Source organism: Streptomyces sp. NPDC093094, assembly GCF_044754345.1.
GTDB lineage: Bacteria > Actinomycetota > Actinomycetes > Streptomycetales > Streptomycetaceae > Streptomyces.
Genome location: NZ_JBIVOX010000005.1, coordinates 203,699 through 217,483 on the forward strand (window position 1 = coordinate 203,699; position 13,785 = coordinate 217,483).

Here is a 13,785-nt window from a genome sequence, read left to right on the forward strand (position 1 = left end):
TGGAGGGCCTCCCATCTGGGGATTCCCGCCTCCGGTGGAGGGTTCACCCGAACGGGTGTTTCCTGGAGCTGGGGAAAGGAGGCCGATCATGCGCACCACTTTGGCCCTGCGGACCCTGACCGCAGCCCTGCTCGCGGGCACCACCCTCGCCGTCACGGCGGGAGCCGCATCGGCAGCGGCGGCCCTACCGGCGTCCGGCGGTCCGGACGGCGGCGGACACGGATCCGGCAGTCCGATCTGGGGCACCGTCGTCTCCCGCACCGACCTCAACCTGAGGCAGGAACCCACCACCCACGCGCCGTCCGTCGGCTCGCTCTCCCCGGGCAGCCAGGACCGCGTCCAGTGCAAGGTCATCGGACAGAGCGTCAACGGGAACCCGTACTGGTACTGGCTCGTCGGCGCCGAGGCATGGGCCAGCGCCGCCTTCGTCCAGACCGACCGGCACCATGTGCCGACCTGCGCCGACCCCTGTCCCGAGTGGAAGAACGGCGACTGGACCAACTGGAACGACCCGTTCACGAGCGACTCCTGGAGTGTCTCCGGGTCCGGGTCGTGGAGCGTGTCCGGCTCCTGGAGCTGGACCGTCACCGGAGCCTCGTCGGACGGCTGGGACTAGCTCCCGCCGGCCGGTGAGTGGAGGGATGAGGGAAATGTGGACCCCGGTGATCTCACCGGGGTCCACGCCCGCCTCAGGAGGTCTCCCGCGGGAGACCTGCGGAGACCTCAGGAGATGCGATGGCCCTCCCCGTCCTCGTGCGTGTAGAAGCGGTAGAACAGGAACAGGAACGTGGTCACCGCGACCGCCAGCGCCATTCCCGTCGACCTGAGCACCGTGTTGTTCGCCTGGCTGTACAGGAAGCCGAAGGCGCAGCCCGAGAACACGGCCCACAGGGCGGCGTGCATCTCGCGCGGCATGCGCTCGGCCAGTGCGCGCACGCCGATCCACAGCGCCATGAACGCGAAGGCGCTGACGAAGCCGAGCAGCAGGTTGTAGCCGGTGATCGGGCCGCCCGCGCGGTTGTTCGCCGCCACCCAGTAGCCGTAGACCAGGCCGAGCGTGACGGGGATCGCCCAGTGGGCGATCCGGTGGGTGCGCGCGCTGAAGACATCGGGAAGACCCGACGAGCCGGACGACCGCCGGGCCCTGCCGGGTGCGGGTGCCGCATGAGCCATGAGAGGACTCCTCTCTCTCCTCGCCCCCGCCTTCCAGGGCACACCCCGGCGGGTGGGACGGCAAGTCGGCCCGCGGCGGACCGGATGCGGTGCGTGCGGGCCCGTGCTTCGCTGGGCCCGTGAGCAGTGGCGGCGGGCATCGGCTGCTCGACCGGTACCCCCGGGCCGGGCGCCGGGACGCCCTGCACCGGCAGCAGCTGCTGCGGCTGCGCGGCCACAGCGTCGCCTGGGTGCCGCCGCTGGTCCTGCTCGCCGGCATCGTCGTCGCCGACTACTACACCGGCCCCGACTTCCGGATCATCTCCTGGGTCGTGCTGGTGCCGGGCATCGCCGCCGCGATCTGCGGGGTGAAGGGCACGGCCGCCTTCGCGGTGCTCGCGCCGGCCGTCTACCTCGTCGCCGACGCCCTGCTGCCGCACCAGTACAACGCGGGGCTCGCCGACTTCATCCTCGCCGCTCTCGGCGGCACCCTCGCCGTCCTGGCCTGCGTGGTCCGGATCCGCAACGAGCACCGCATCCTGCGGATGCGCGACATCGCCGAGTCCACCCGCCGCACCGTCCTGCGCCCGCTGCCACCGGGCTTCGGCGGCCTGGAACACGCCTCCGTGTACCTCACCGCCGACACCGAGGCCCGCGTCGGCGGCGACTTCTACGACATCCAGCCCGGCCCGCACGGCACACGCGTCCTGCTCGGCGACGTCCAGGGCAAGGGTCTCGCGGCCGTGGACACGGCCGCCGCGCTGCTCGGCACCTTCCGCGAGGCGGGCTACCACGAGGCGGACCTGGGCACGGTCGCCGACCGGCTGGAGGCCCGGATGGTCCGCCACCGGGTCCGTCACCAGGCCCTCGGCAGCCGCGAGGGAGACCGCTTCGCCACCGCCGTCCTGCTGGGCTTCCCCGACGACGCCCCCGGCACCGTCGAGGTGGTCGTCTTCGGCCACGAACCCCCGCTGATCGTCGGAGCCCAAGGGGTCCGTGCCCTCCGGCCCGGCGAGACCCTGCCGCTCGGTCTCGCCGAACTCACCCCCGGTACCGGGCCCCCGCCCGTGCACCGTGTCGCCCTCCGACCCGGCGAGACCGTCCTGATGACCACCGACGGCGTCACCGAGGCCCGTGACACGCACGACACCTTCTATCCCCTCACCGACGAGGTGACCCGCGCGGTCGCCGCCGATCCGCGCACCGCCGAGCCGCGCCGCCTGGTCGCCTTCGTCCGCGACGGCACCCTGCGGCACTGCGGCGGCAGACTGGCCGACGACACCACCGTGTTCGCCGTCCGGAGACGGACCTGACCGCACCGGCCGGGACGGCGCGCGGTCGCGACCCGTTACGGTGAGGACGCTTTTAGTGATCCACAGGGAGGCGACCATGCCCGGAACCGTGCTGCTGCTCGCGGCCTCGCCGGCCGGCCGGGGACGGCTGGTGGACGCGGCCGGGGTGCTGCCCGTGCTCGCGGCCGTCGCGCCCGCCGTGCTGTCCGGCACGGACACCGCGAACGTCGTCGAACTCGCCGACCCGCTCGACCCGCAGGCCGTGCTGACCCGGCTGCGCGCGGCCGCCGCCGCTCCCGGACCGCTCACCGTCTACGTCACCGGCCAGCTCCAGCTCGACCGCCGCCAGCGCCTGCCCCATCTGGCACTGGCCCGCACCACCCCGGTGACCGTGCGCTACACCGCGCTGCCCTGGCACTGGTTCCGCGAGGAACTGCGGCTGCGCTCGCCGGGCACCACCACGCTGCTGCTCGATCTGCACAGCGACGCCGACACCTGGGAGCACCTGAGCACGCATCCCCTCGACTGCGGCACCGGCACGGCCGTGTACGGCCGGGTGGTCCCGCCGCCGCCCCGGCGGGCGCTGGGCCGCCCTTCGTACATGAAGGCCGTCGCCACGGTGCTGCGCAGCGGACACCGGCCGCCGCTGGAGCGGCTGCACCTGGAGGCGCTCGGGCGGGCGGCCGCCGAGGAGGGCGGGGCGGCGCGGCCCGGGCTCGTGCTCAGCACGCCCGCGACCGGCACGCCCGCCGACAGCGACCCGCACGTCGCGCTCGCCGCCGCCGTGGAGTCCGGGCGGCACGCCGACGCGGACGCGCTGGCCGCGCGGTGGGAGACGGCCGCCGTACGGGCCCACGGGCCCGGGTCCGCCGAGGCGCTGCACTGGACCGAGGTCCGGGCCGACCTGGCGATGCTCGCGGGCGACCCGGTGCGCAGCTGCCGGACCTGGCTGTCCGTGGCCGCGGCCCGGCTCGCCGCGGGGCAGGCTCCGGACGCGCCCGCGGTGGAGGCCGCGGCGGACCGGGCTCACCACCAGTGGGGCCGCATCGACGACCCGGCCCGCGCCCGCGAACTGGGTCCCGTGCTGGTGGAGCTGCGCTCGCGGGTGCCCGGGCGGCGGCAGGGCGCGCTGGAGGACGTGCGGGGGCGGCTCGCAGTTCTGTGATTACCGCACGCGGTACGGAGTCGCTTCACTACTCTGGGTTACATGGTTCATGTGCGGGAACTCGACCCGAACGCATCGCCCTTGGACTACTTCGGCTACGAGCTCCGCAGAAAGCGGGAGGAGGCGGGGCTGACCCAGAAGGAACTGGGCCGGATCGTCTTCTGCACGGGCTCGCTGGTCGGCCAGATCGAGACGGCCCTGAAGGTCCCGCAGAGAGAGTTCGCGGAACGCGTGGACGCGGCCCTGCTGACGGACGGCTTCTTCTCCCGGCTGGTCGGCCTGGTCCTGAGAAGCCAGCTGCCCAGCTGGTTCCAGCCGTTCGCCGAGATGGAGGCCCGCGCGGATTACATCTCCACCTATCAGTGCCAGCTGGTGTACGGACTTCTCCAGACGGAGTCGTACGCACGGGCGGTGCTGAGCGTGGATCATTCCGAGCGGCTCGACCAGATGGTCGCTGCTCGGCTGGAACGCCAGCGCATACTGCAACGGGAGCAGCCGCCCGTCCTCTGGGCCGTCCTGGACGAGGCCGTCCTGCATCGGCAGATCGGCGGCCCGCAGGTGATGCGCGAGCAACTCGCCCACCTGATCGATCTATTCGGCAGGCCGTGGCTCGAACTGCAGGTGCTGCCGTTCTCCACCGGGGAGCACACCGGGATGATGGGCTCCTTCACCCTCATGCGCTTCGACGACCACCCCGATCTCCACTACAGCGAGAACTACGACGCGGGGCACATGACCGCCAATCCGACCGTGATTAGGGGGCGTTCGGTCGGTTACGCTCGCCTCCAGGCCGAGGCGCTCTCGCCGAGGGAGTCAGCGGCGCTGATCACCCGCGTGATGGAGGACCGCTATGGGAAGCAGTCAGGATCTGAGGCACGCACAGTGGCGTAAGTCGTCGTACAGCGGCAGCAGTGGCGGTGAGTGTGTCGAGGTCGCCGATCTGACCTCAGTCGTCGCCGTCCGTGACTCCAAGAACCCCGCACACGGCACCCTCACCCTGTCCCACGGGGCGTGGGGTGATTTTCTCGGCTCCCTCGCCAAGTGACAGAGGAGCGTCATGGACACGGTGTGGCGTAAGTCGTCCTACAGCGGTCCCGACGGAGGTGATTGCGTGGAACGCGCCCCGCTCGGAACCGCGCGCTGGCGTAAAGCCTCGTACAGCGGCAACACCGGCGGTGAGTGTGTCGAGGTCGCCGATCTGACCTCAGTCGTTGCCGTCCGCGATTCCAAGGACCCCGTTCGCGGCACTCTCACCCTGTCCCGTGTCGCGTGGGGCGACTTTCTGGACTCCGTCACCCGGTGACGGTTCCACCGCTCTCGCCGGGACGGCGTTCGACGCGGTGATCAGGGCGGCCGCCGCTATGACCGCGGCGACGAACGCGCGGGGCAGGCGGGTCTGGCCGTAGCGGGGGGTGGGGCGGTCGAGCACGGCAACCTCGCAATACAGCGACGGGTTAAGCACCCTTAACTCGCTTCTAACCTAGGGGGTACCGGAGCCCGGCCGGAAGAGGGAACGTCCGGTCGGGCTCCGGGAACGCCGTCGTCAGCGCATCCACCACGTGAGGGAGTTGCCCGCCGCCGCGCGGGCGCCCGGGTCGCGCAGGGACGCGGAGCCGTCCGTGAACACCGCCTCGACCGTGTGCGGGCCCTTGCCCCGGACGCCCAGCTCGCGCGGGGTGACCGAGCGGTCGTCCGTGGCGCGGTCGACGCGCCGGCCGTCGGCGTACCAGGTCAGACGCGGTGCGGCGAGACCCGTGAGAGGGGCGACGTCGACGGTGAGACGGGCGTTCCGGGAGACCGGCGCCTTCGTGGGGACGCGGGACGTCAGCGCGTCGGCGTAGGTGTAGAAGCCGGCGATCATCGCCTCGCGGCCGACGAGGTTGAACTCCGTCGAGGTGAGCGTACGCATGATCGAGGTCTCGGTGGGGCGGTAGATGCCCGTCTCGTAGTAGCCGCCGCCCTCGTACGTGCCGACCGGGGAGCCCGTCGGGTCCGGCTCGCCCAGCCAGCGGTGCCACTTGGTGGTGCCGAGGCCGGGACGGACGGAGAGATTGACACTGCCGGTCTCGGGGTCGGGATAGGCGCCGTAGCCCGCGTACTGGTACTCGTCGGCCAAGTTGCCTATCGAGTGGCCCAGCTCGTGCGCGCCGATGAGCCAGGACCGCTCGTTGTCGGAGGACATCGTGGCGATGCCCCGGTAGGACGCGCCCTCGGGGGGAGTCTCGAAGGAGTAGCCCGCCCCGCCGTACTTGGCGGAGTCGGCGATCACGAAGACGATGTCCGCCGCCGGGGCCCGGTTCGCGTACGCCGTCACCGCGTCGGTGTCCACGCAGAGCAGCCGCTCGATGTCCTCGCAGAAGAAGGAGGAGCCGAGGGCCGTCTCCCGGATCACGTCCGGCGTGGGGTCGCCCGTGACACCGCTGACCGGGGAGACCGCCTCCACCAGCCAGACGTTGAACAGCGGCCGGTAGCTGCGGTACGGCTCGATCGAGAAGATCTCCTCCAGCTTCTCGCGGGCGTCCGCCGCGAAGTCGGCCTGCCGGTCGGCCGTGTAGCCGTCGCCCATGACGACGAGGTCCAGGCGGGACGCCGTCGGGCCCGTCCGCCGGGCCGGCCGCACCTGCGGGTCCGTGGCGGCGGAGGCGTGGCCGGCCCGGGTGTCCACCTCGATGTGGCGGGGCCGGGCGTGCGGGCCCGCGAAGTACTCCACCTCGTGGACCCCGGCCCCCCGGCCGGTGCCCTGCGCCTGGGCCTGTGTCGCGCCGCCGGCGGTCAGCAGCACGGCCGCCGCGGTGACGCCCGCGCCCAGCGCGGCCAGCAGGCGTGTCCTCGTACGTCGGGTCCCTCGGGTGCTTCGGGGCACGGCAACCTCTCGATAGCGATTGGTTAAATGTGCTTAAGTGGCTGCTTAAATTAGGGGGTTGATCGACAACAGGCAAGGGAGAAAGAGGAGTTGGGTGCCGTGATCGTCAAGGGTGCCGGGGGTAACTGGACTTACTGGCATGATTAAGCGCATGCCTGAGCGGGACGATCCCGAGACCATCGGTCGCCGAGTCCAGCAGCTGCGCCGCGAACGCGGCCTGACCCAGCGGCAGGTGGCCGAACCGGCCTACACACCCGCCTACATCTCCACGCTGGAGGCCGGACGCGTACGCCCCTCCGACGAGGCGCTGCGGCATCTGGCCGAGCGCCTGGGCGTCGGGTTCGAGGAGCTCGCCACCGGCCGGCCCGCCCGGCTGGCCACCGATCTGCGGCTGAGGCTCACCGAGGCGCAGCGCACCCTCGCGACCGGCGAGGCGGAGGAGGCGGCCCTGCTCTACGCGGGCCTGCTGGAGGAGGCCGAGCGCCACGGGCTGGTGGAGGAGCAGGCCACCGCGCTGCTCGGGCTCGGCGAGTGCGGCCTCGACACCGGGGACATAGTGGCCGGCCGGGAGCACTTCGAGCGGGCCGAGCGGGTGCTCGCCGACGCGCCGCTGACCGCCCGCGTGCCCGCGCTCAGGGGCCGGGCCGTCGCCCACTACCTCGCCGGTGAACTGCGCTACGCCGTCTACCTGCTGGAGTCCACGCTCGACGAGCTGAACCGGGGCGGGCTGCACGACCCCGACGCGCTGCTGCTGCTCTACACCGGGGTGATCGCGCCCTACATGGACATGGGCGCGCACGCCCGCGCCGCCCAGGCCGCCGAGTTCGCCCTCGCCCTGGCCCCGCAGGCCGGAGATCCCGCGCTGGTCGCGCGCATGCACCGGTCCGTCGCCCGGACCCTCCTCGCCGAGGGGCGCGTCGCCGAGGCCGACGCCTCCCTGGCCAAGGCCGCCGAGATGTACCGGCAGCTGAAGATCCGCACCGAGCTGGCGAACTGCCACTGGATGCGCGGCTACGTCTACGCCCAGAACGGTGACCTGGAGCGGGCCGAGAGCGAACTGCGGGTCGCCCAGGACATGCTCTCCGCCCAGCGTTCCGCCCTGTACAGCAGCCAGGTCGCCGTCGAGCTGGCCGACGTCCTGCACCGGCGCGGCCGGTCCGACGAGGCCGCCGAGCTGCTGCACGGCGTGCTCGGGGACCTGTCCTCCGAGCGGGGCGCCGTGCACGCGGCGGCCGCGCACCGGCTGCTCGGGATCATCTCCGAGGACACCCGCGACACCGAGGCCGCCGAGGAGCACTACGTGCGCGCGCTGAGCCTGCTGGAGCGGGCCGGAGCGGCCGGGGACCTCGCCGACCTGTGCCGGCTGCTCGGCGACCTGCTGCGCCGCGGAGGCCGGGTGGAGGCCGCCCTGGACGCGTACCGGACCGGGCTCGGGCACCGTACGGCTCCCGGCACGACGACGCTGGGACCCGCCCCCGCGCAGCCGCCCCTGTGAACCGTTTCGGTCCCGGGCCCCTGGGTAGTCGGACGGCGTCCTCGAACGGGTGACGCCGGCCGCGGTACGGCCGTGATCCGCCGCGCCTCCCCGAGAGCCCCAGGAACACCAGCGCCCGCGACCGCGAGGAGGGTCCTCCAGTGGCGCACGAGGACGAGCGGAACCCGAACGGAACGATGCAGGTGCCGGCCGGGAGACCGTCGGCCGAACCCGGCGAGGTGGCGGGCCGGCTCTGCCGGGTGGCGGTGGACCTGCTGCCGGTCGACTGCGCGGACGTGCTGCTGTGCGGCGACGGGATGCCTGTGCCGATGGCCGTGACCTGTGCGCGCGCCGAGCAGGTGATGGAGCTCCAGGCCACTCTCGGGGAAGGACCCTCGCTGCTCGCGGCGAGGACCGGCACGCCCGTCCTCGCCGCGGACCTGACCCGGGGGCGGGACACCGGCCGCTGGCCCGTGTTCGCCCCGCTCGCCGCCGCCGCGGGCGTGCGGGCCCTGTACGCGCTGCCGCTGGGCAGCGGCCCCTGCTGCGTCGGCACGCTCGACCTGTGCCGGGACACCCCCGCCCGGCTCGGCGCCCGCGATCTGCGGACCGCGCAGGTCATGGCCGGGGTGGTGACCGTGGCGCTGACGGCCCTGCGGCTCGGCGAGGACGACACCGGCGAGGAGATGCCCTGGCTCGGTGAACTCGCCGCCGGGCACGACGCCGTCCACCAGGCCGTCGGCATGATCATGGTGCGGCTGCGGATCGCGGCCGACGAGGCGCTGGCCCGGCTGCGCGCCCACTGCTTCGCCCACGGCCGCACCCTGCCCGAGGCGGCCCGGGACGTCGTGGCCCGCCGGATCCGGTTCGAGCCGGACCCGGCGCCGTGACGCTCACACCTGGACGCGGCCCTGTCTGCGGACCTCCGCCAGCCGGAGCGCGCCCAGCTGCACCGCCGCGTCCACGGCCTCGGGCGGTACGTCGCCCAGGCCGCCGCCCGTCACGGTGAACGCGTCCTCGCCGACCCGGACGGCGGCCGCCACCAGGGTGAGCGTCACCGGGTCGTCGGCGCCGCCCGCGGTCACCGTGACCAGCAGCCCCTGACGGGCGTCCCCCGCCGGCGGCAGCGCCACCTCGTCGACCGTCACGTCCAGGGCGCCCCCGCGCTCGGCCGTCACCCGGAACCGGCCGCACTTCTGCGGCAGCGTGGCCAGCCGGGCCAGCGCCCGGTCCACCTCCGCAGGGGACTGCGCGGTGACCTGGTGGCGCAGCTGTGCCTCGTCCCACAGGTCGTCCAGGCCCACCGCCGCGCGGGCCGGGGCGCCGAGCAGCTCGTCCGCGTACAGCGCCTCCATCAGCCGCCCGCAGTCGGGCTGCGCCCCCCGTACCTTCAGGAACGCGTCCCGCCAGGTGGCCGCGCCCTGCGTCGGCACCCACGGCTCGCCCAGGTCGGCCTCGCTGATCAGGGCGGCCTGCGCCTGTGCGTCGGTGAGGGCGGGTGCGGCCGCGGCCGAGGCGGGCGCGCTCGGCTTCGCCGGACGTGTCCGCGCCGGGGAGGACGAAGCGGTGGTGGCGTCCTGGCGCGGGTCGCCCGTGCCGAGCTCCAGGGCCGAACAGGCGGCCGTCACCAGCAGCGTGCCCGTGCACAGCACGGAGGCGAGGACGGCGCGCGGCGCGCGGGAGGTGCCAAGGGACGCGGGGCGGGTCATCGGGGTTGCCTCCGGGAGGAGTCGCGGCCTGCACATGTGGATCAACGGCACCATCGGGCCGGGCCCGCCACCAGCGCGGCGGGCCGTCCGGGTGAGCCGCCCGCCGCGGGAACCCGTGGCGGGCGTCCGCGCGCTCGCGCGCCGGGGGCGGGCGGGCCGCGTAGGGTCGCTGCCACAGGTGCCCGCAGTGGTCCGTGGTCCGCCGCCGGCGGTCGCGGGCCCGGTGGAAGGAGCCCCGCCGTGGCCGGTCAGCCCATTCCGGTGATCATCGACTGCGACACCGGTGTCGACGACGCCCTCGCGCTGCTGTTCGCCGTACGCCATCCCGGACTCGATCTGCGGGCGGTCACCTGCGTCGCGGGGAACACCGGCGTCGACGGGGTCGTCCGCAACACCCTGACCGTGCTGGAGCAGGCCGGAGCGCCCGACATCCCGGTCGCCCGGGGGGCCGCGCGGCCGCTGATCGAGGTGCCCCGCTCGGCGCGGCACGTGCACGGGGAGGACGGCATGGGCGACCTCGGGCTGCCCGCCCCGTCGCGCACCCCGGCGGACACGGACGCGGTGACGCTGCTGCGGCGCGAGATCCTCGCCTCCCCGCGCCCGGTCACGCTGATCCCCACCGCGCCGCTGACGAACATCGCCCTGCTGCTGCGCACCCACCCGGAGGTCACCCGCAACATCGAGCGGATCGTGTTCATGGGCGGTGCGGTGGCCTGCGGAAACGCCACGCCGGTCGCCGAGTTCAACGTCTGGCACGACCCGGAGGCGGCCGCGATGCTGCTCACCGCGGGGGTGCCGATCACCATGTACGGGCTCGACGTGTTCCAGCGCGTCCTCGTGCCCGGCCCCGACGTACGGCGGCTGCGGGCGAGCGACGAGCCGGGCGCGCGGCTGGCGGGCGAGCTGCTGTCCCACCGGCCCGCCACGCCCGACGAGGACGGCGACGACCCGGCGGGCGGCATCGGCGACGCGGGCGCGGTCTGCGCGGTCGCCGACCCGGACGGCCTCACCACCCGTCTCCTGCCCGTCGAGGTCTCCCTCGTCCCGGGTCCCACCCGCGGCCAGACCGTCGTCGACCGCCGTCCCCGCCCCGGTGAGGCCGAGATCCACGGCGGCGGCCGCGAGCAGGCCCTCGTCGACGTCGCCCTGGACGTCGACGTGGACCGCTACGTCGCGCTGTACCTGTCGACAATCGAGGCACGCTGAGTCCGTACGTGTCGACGGCCGAGGTGCTGAGCGGCGCACGGGGCGGGCCGCTCCGCATCCCGTTGCCGGGGAATGCCACCCAAAAGCCCGTTTGACCGTCTTCACTCCCGGCAACACCGTTGCCACCGGGGGTGGTCGTGGGGGTCCTCCCGGTTCGTCGGCCCGAACGAGGCGCGGCCTCGGGGGCCTTCAGTGACACGGGGGACCGGGCAGTCGTGCGCGCAACACCTTTCACCAGGCACGGAGTGGGACGGCCGGTCGTGGCGGGACTGGCCTTCGCGGGGGTGGTGGCGGCGGTCCTGGTGGGCCGGCCGGGACTGGAGACGGTGGTCGGCTGCGGGGGCGGCAGCGAACCGTGGCCCTCGCAGACCGCCTCGGACTGGGTGTCGTACGCCGACCACGTCGTCGTCGCGAGCCCGGTCGGCGAGAAGGAGACCGGACGGCAGGAGTACGACCGGGGCGCGGTGCGCTCCGAGTCGGACCGCCTGGTCGCCTTCCGCACCGACAGCGTCCTGTGGAGCGCGGACCGCCCCGCCCGTGCGATGGGCCGTGACTTCACCGTCACGGCCCCCGGCTGGCGGGAGTACCGGGCGACAGGCGACCGCAGCGAGATGACCACCGGGGACGCCCCCCGCCTGGAGACCGGCCACACCTATCTCCTCGCCCTGCGCAGCGACGACGGCGAGTGGGCCGTCCTCGGCGAGGGCGCGGCCGTCCCCTTCGACGACCATGTCGCCGGCCGGGGCGAGTGGTGCGGCCGCGTCCTCACCGAGCAGGACGTCGCCCGCGGCGAACGCTTCTCCCGCCGGGACGACCAGAGCCTGGAGGAAGCCGTCCTCGGCAAGGGCGAGGCGGCGGTCAGCGCGGCCCTGTCCCGGGCCCGGCCCCGCAGGCGCTGAGTCACCGCGGGGGACGAGCCCTGCCGCCTGCCGCCTGCCGCCTGCCGCCCGTCACCGGGAACGGGCGGGGGCGGGGGCGGGGGCGGGGGCGCTCAGGTCACCAGGGCCATCTCCCGGTCCGTGTCGTTCAGACGGCGGCCCGCGTCCTGGGTGCAGGTCACGATGTCCTCGATGCGCACGCCGAAGCGGCCGGGCAGATAGATGCCGGGCTCGATGGAGAAGCACATGCCGGGGACCAGTTCCTGCTCCTCGCCCTCGACCATGTACGGGGGCTCGTGCGTGGTGACCCCGATGCCGTGGCCGGTGCGGTGGATGAAGTGGTCGCCGTAGCCGGCCTTCTCGATGACCGCGCGGGCGACCCGGTCGATCACCTGGCAGGCCACGCCCGGGCGGACCGCCTCGAACGCCGCCTGCTGGGCCTCCCGGACGATGTCGTGGACCCGCCGCTCCTCCCGCGTGGGCTCGCCGACGTGGACCGTGCGCGTGGTGTCGGAGCCGTAGCCGTCCTTGAGCCCGCCGAAGTCCAGGACCACCATGTCGCCGTCCTGGATCACCCGGTCGCCCGCCTCGTGATGCGGGTTGGCCCCGTTGGGACCCGACCCGACGACCGTGAAGTCGACCTGCTCATGACCGTGCTCCAGCAGCAGCCGGGCCAGGTCCGCGGCCACGTCCGTCTCCCTGCGCCCGGCGAACCGCACCGACCGGATCTCCTCGTACGTCGCGTCCGCCGCCGACCCCGCCGCGGCCAGCCGGGCCAGCTCGTGCTCGTCCTTCACCGCCCGCAGCATCGGCAGCGCGGTGGTCAGCGCACGGTAGGACGTCATCGGCAGCGCCTCCTGGAGGCCCAGCAGATGCAGCGCCCACGCCGCGTCGGAGACGCCGTAGCGGGCGTTCGGGCGCAGCAGCCCGGCCGCCGCCGCGTACGGGTCCTGGCCGTCGCGCCAGTCCGTCAGACGCAGCACCGGAGCGCCCGGGGCGCCTTCCGCGTCGGGGCGTTCCAGCGCGGGCACCAGCAGCCGGGGCTGGGCGTCGGGGGCCAGGACGAGCAGGGTGAGGCGTTCGGTGATCGCGGTCGGCTGGTAGCCGCACAGCCACACCATGTCGGGTCCGGGGGCGATCAGCAGCCCGGCCAGTCCGGCCGCGGACGCGTCCAGGGCGGCCCGCTGCATGCGGTCGGCGTAGTCCTGCTCGGTGAACGGCTCGGGTGCCTCGCTGCTCATGGTCTCCACTGTCCCTCGTCCTCCGTCCTCGTCGTCCGTGCCCGGCCGGTCGGTCCCAGGGCCCTTCTGATGGATCTCCGCGGCGTCGCGACGCCCGGCACGCACTCCCCCACTGCCTCAAGGGCGCGGGAGGTGCCCCCAGCCGCACGGCGCGGAGGGACAGGTGGCTCCGCCACATGACCCTCCGCGCCGCACACCGATCGCACGCACCGAACGCCGCTCCTTCTCCCACGGAGATCCATCAGAAGGGCCCTAGTAGCGCACGGCCCGGGCGACCTCGGCCTTCAGGTCTCCCGTCAGGTCGCGGTTGCTGCGGGCGGTGGCGTCCTTCGTCCTGTCGGAGGGCACGTCGGAGACGGTGACGACGGTCGCGTCGAGGATGTTGCCGTTCTGGTCGGTGAAGTTCACCTGCACCGCGTAGGACCTGGTGTCGTCCGCGGAGTTGTCCACGGTCAGCTCGACCGTGGCGCGGCCGTCGGAGTCGGTCTTCGGCGTGCCCACCGAGACGTCCTTCGTCGCGTCGGCCCCGCCCTTGATCTCGTCGAGCTTGTCGCCGGCCTCCGCGGTCGCCGACGCCCACGCCTCCGTCGCCCTCGACGCGGCGGACTCCGCGGCCGACTCCACGGCCGAGGCGGCCTTGCTCACGCTCGTCGACGGGCTGTCGTCGTCCGAGCAGCCGGCCAGGGCCGCCCCGAGGAGCAGGGCCAGCACGGCACCCGCCGCCCGGCGGGTGAGGGAACCCGACATGTCGCCTCCAAGAGTGCACGAGTCCCTTCCAGTGAAGTTCCGCGCGCCGCTCACCGCA

The 13,785-nt window shown here is 73.8% G+C and carries 15 protein-coding genes; 10 read left to right on the plus strand and 5 right to left on the minus strand.

Annotation, left to right across the window (positions count from 1 at the left end):
• The first annotated feature begins 88 nt into the window (after positions 1 to 88).
• Positions 89 to 616: an SH3 domain-containing protein gene (locus ACIQGV_RS12025; RefSeq protein WP_402493505.1), complete on the plus strand. Its 528-nt coding sequence runs from the start codon at positions 89 to 91 to the stop codon at positions 614 to 616.
• 107 nt (positions 617 to 723) lie between these two features.
• On the opposite strand, the gene ACIQGV_RS12030 is transcribed toward ACIQGV_RS12025, so the two are convergent.
• Positions 724 to 1,173 (minus strand): hypothetical protein, encoded by a 450-nt coding sequence (locus ACIQGV_RS12030; protein ID WP_402493507.1) that lies wholly within the window; start codon positions 1,171 to 1,173, stop codon positions 724 to 726.
• A gap of 119 nt (positions 1,174 to 1,292) precedes the next feature.
• Here ACIQGV_RS12030 and ACIQGV_RS12035 point away from each other — a divergent pair, with 119 nt between their 5' ends.
• The 5 genes from ACIQGV_RS12035 to ACIQGV_RS12055 all read left to right on the plus strand — a co-directional run bounded on the left by ACIQGV_RS12035 (position 1,293) and on the right by ACIQGV_RS12055 (position 4,912).
• The gene (locus ACIQGV_RS12035) at positions 1,293 to 2,465 is read left to right on the plus strand and encodes a PP2C family protein-serine/threonine phosphatase (RefSeq protein WP_402493509.1); all 1,173 of its coding nucleotides are present in this window, start codon (positions 1,293 to 1,295) and stop codon (positions 2,463 to 2,465) included.
• Positions 2,466 to 2,541: 76 nt separating this feature from the next.
• Complete coding sequence (locus ACIQGV_RS12040; RefSeq protein ID WP_402493510.1) at positions 2,542 to 3,609, plus strand: hypothetical protein; 1,068 nt, start codon at positions 2,542 to 2,544, stop codon at positions 3,607 to 3,609.
• A gap of 42 nt (positions 3,610 to 3,651) precedes the next feature.
• Positions 3,652 to 4,500: a Scr1 family TA system antitoxin-like transcriptional regulator gene (locus tag ACIQGV_RS12045; RefSeq protein WP_402493512.1), complete on the plus strand. Its 849-nt coding sequence runs from the start codon at positions 3,652 to 3,654 to the stop codon at positions 4,498 to 4,500.
• Entirely contained in the window at positions 4,460 to 4,654 is a 195-nt protein-coding gene (locus ACIQGV_RS12050) for a DUF397 domain-containing protein (protein WP_402493514.1), read from the plus strand. The genes ACIQGV_RS12045 and ACIQGV_RS12050 overlap by 41 nt, the downstream gene beginning before the upstream one ends.
• 12 nt (positions 4,655 to 4,666) lie before the next feature.
• Positions 4,667 to 4,912 (plus strand): DUF397 domain-containing protein, encoded by a 246-nt coding sequence (locus ACIQGV_RS12055; protein ID WP_402493516.1) that lies wholly within the window; start codon positions 4,667 to 4,669, stop codon positions 4,910 to 4,912.
• 240 nt (positions 4,913 to 5,152) lie between these two features.
• Here the strand turns inward: ACIQGV_RS12055 and ACIQGV_RS12060 are convergent, their stop codons facing one another.
• Positions 5,153 to 6,472 carry a M64 family metallopeptidase gene (locus ACIQGV_RS12060; RefSeq protein ID WP_402493517.1) on the minus strand — a complete coding sequence of 440 codons (1,320 nt, stop codon included), beginning with the start codon at positions 6,470 to 6,472 and terminating at the stop codon, positions 5,153 to 5,155.
• 151 nt (positions 6,473 to 6,623) lie between these two features.
• Here ACIQGV_RS12060 and ACIQGV_RS12065 point away from each other — a divergent pair, with 151 nt between their 5' ends.
• Together ACIQGV_RS12065 and ACIQGV_RS12070 are read left to right on the plus strand one after the other, a co-directional pair.
• Positions 6,624 to 7,967: a helix-turn-helix domain-containing protein gene (locus tag ACIQGV_RS12065; RefSeq protein WP_402493519.1), complete on the plus strand. Its 1,344-nt coding sequence runs from the start codon at positions 6,624 to 6,626 to the stop codon at positions 7,965 to 7,967.
• 140 nt (positions 7,968 to 8,107) lie between these two features.
• Entirely contained in the window at positions 8,108 to 8,836 is a 729-nt protein-coding gene (locus ACIQGV_RS12070; RefSeq protein WP_402493521.1) for a GAF and ANTAR domain-containing protein, read from the plus strand.
• 3 nt (positions 8,837 to 8,839) lie between these two features.
• On the opposite strand, the gene ACIQGV_RS12075 is transcribed toward ACIQGV_RS12070, so the two are convergent.
• Positions 8,840 to 9,655 carry a hypothetical protein gene (locus tag ACIQGV_RS12075; RefSeq protein ID WP_402493523.1) on the minus strand — a complete coding sequence of 272 codons (816 nt, stop codon included), beginning with the start codon at positions 9,653 to 9,655 and terminating at the stop codon, positions 8,840 to 8,842.
• Between the two features lie 240 nt (positions 9,656 to 9,895).
• Here ACIQGV_RS12075 and ACIQGV_RS12080 point away from each other — a divergent pair, with 240 nt between their 5' ends.
• Together ACIQGV_RS12080 and ACIQGV_RS12085 are read left to right on the plus strand one after the other, a co-directional pair.
• Positions 9,896 to 10,861 (plus strand): nucleoside hydrolase, encoded by a 966-nt coding sequence (locus ACIQGV_RS12080; RefSeq protein WP_402493524.1) that lies wholly within the window; start codon positions 9,896 to 9,898, stop codon positions 10,859 to 10,861.
• 215 nt (positions 10,862 to 11,076) lie between these two features.
• Positions 11,077 to 11,760: a hypothetical protein gene (locus tag ACIQGV_RS12085; protein ID WP_402493526.1), complete on the plus strand. Its 684-nt coding sequence runs from the start codon at positions 11,077 to 11,079 to the stop codon at positions 11,758 to 11,760.
• Between the two features lie 92 nt (positions 11,761 to 11,852).
• On the opposite strand, the gene ACIQGV_RS12090 is transcribed toward ACIQGV_RS12085, so the two are convergent.
• Positions 11,853 to 12,980: a M24 family metallopeptidase gene (locus ACIQGV_RS12090; protein ID WP_402493527.1), complete on the minus strand. Its 1,128-nt coding sequence runs from the start codon at positions 12,978 to 12,980 to the stop codon at positions 11,853 to 11,855.
• Positions 12,981 to 13,232: 252 nt separating this feature from the next.
• Positions 13,233 to 13,727, minus strand: coding sequence for a hypothetical protein (locus ACIQGV_RS12095; RefSeq protein ID WP_402493529.1), 495 nt, complete (start codon positions 13,725 to 13,727; stop codon positions 13,233 to 13,235).
• Between the last annotated feature and the right edge of the window lie 58 nt (positions 13,728 to 13,785).

Coding starts and splice junctions, on each gene's coding strand:
- ACIQGV_RS12030 (WP_402493507.1), bottom strand. CDS start 1,173: ATGGCTCATGCGGCACCCGCACCCGGCAGGGCCCGGCGGTCGTCCGGC.
- ACIQGV_RS12040 (WP_402493510.1), top strand. CDS start 2,542: ATGCCCGGAACCGTGCTGCTGCTCGCGGCCTCGCCGGCCGGCCGGGGA.
- ACIQGV_RS12075 (WP_402493523.1), bottom strand. CDS start 9,655: ATGACCCGCCCCGCGTCCCTTGGCACCTCCCGCGCGCCGCGCGCCGTC.
- ACIQGV_RS12050 (WP_402493514.1), top strand. CDS start 4,460: ATGGGAAGCAGTCAGGATCTGAGGCACGCACAGTGGCGTAAGTCGTCG.
- ACIQGV_RS12095 (WP_402493529.1), bottom strand. CDS start 13,727: ATGTCGGGTTCCCTCACCCGCCGGGCGGCGGGTGCCGTGCTGGCCCTG.
- ACIQGV_RS12065 (WP_402493519.1), top strand. CDS start 6,624: ATGCCTGAGCGGGACGATCCCGAGACCATCGGTCGCCGAGTCCAGCAG.
- ACIQGV_RS12055 (WP_402493516.1), top strand. CDS start 4,667: ATGGACACGGTGTGGCGTAAGTCGTCCTACAGCGGTCCCGACGGAGGT.
- ACIQGV_RS12090 (WP_402493527.1), bottom strand. CDS start 12,980: ATGAGCAGCGAGGCACCCGAGCCGTTCACCGAGCAGGACTACGCCGAC.
- ACIQGV_RS12045 (WP_402493512.1), top strand. CDS start 3,652: ATGGTTCATGTGCGGGAACTCGACCCGAACGCATCGCCCTTGGACTAC.
- ACIQGV_RS12025 (WP_402493505.1), top strand. CDS start 89: ATGCGCACCACTTTGGCCCTGCGGACCCTGACCGCAGCCCTGCTCGCG.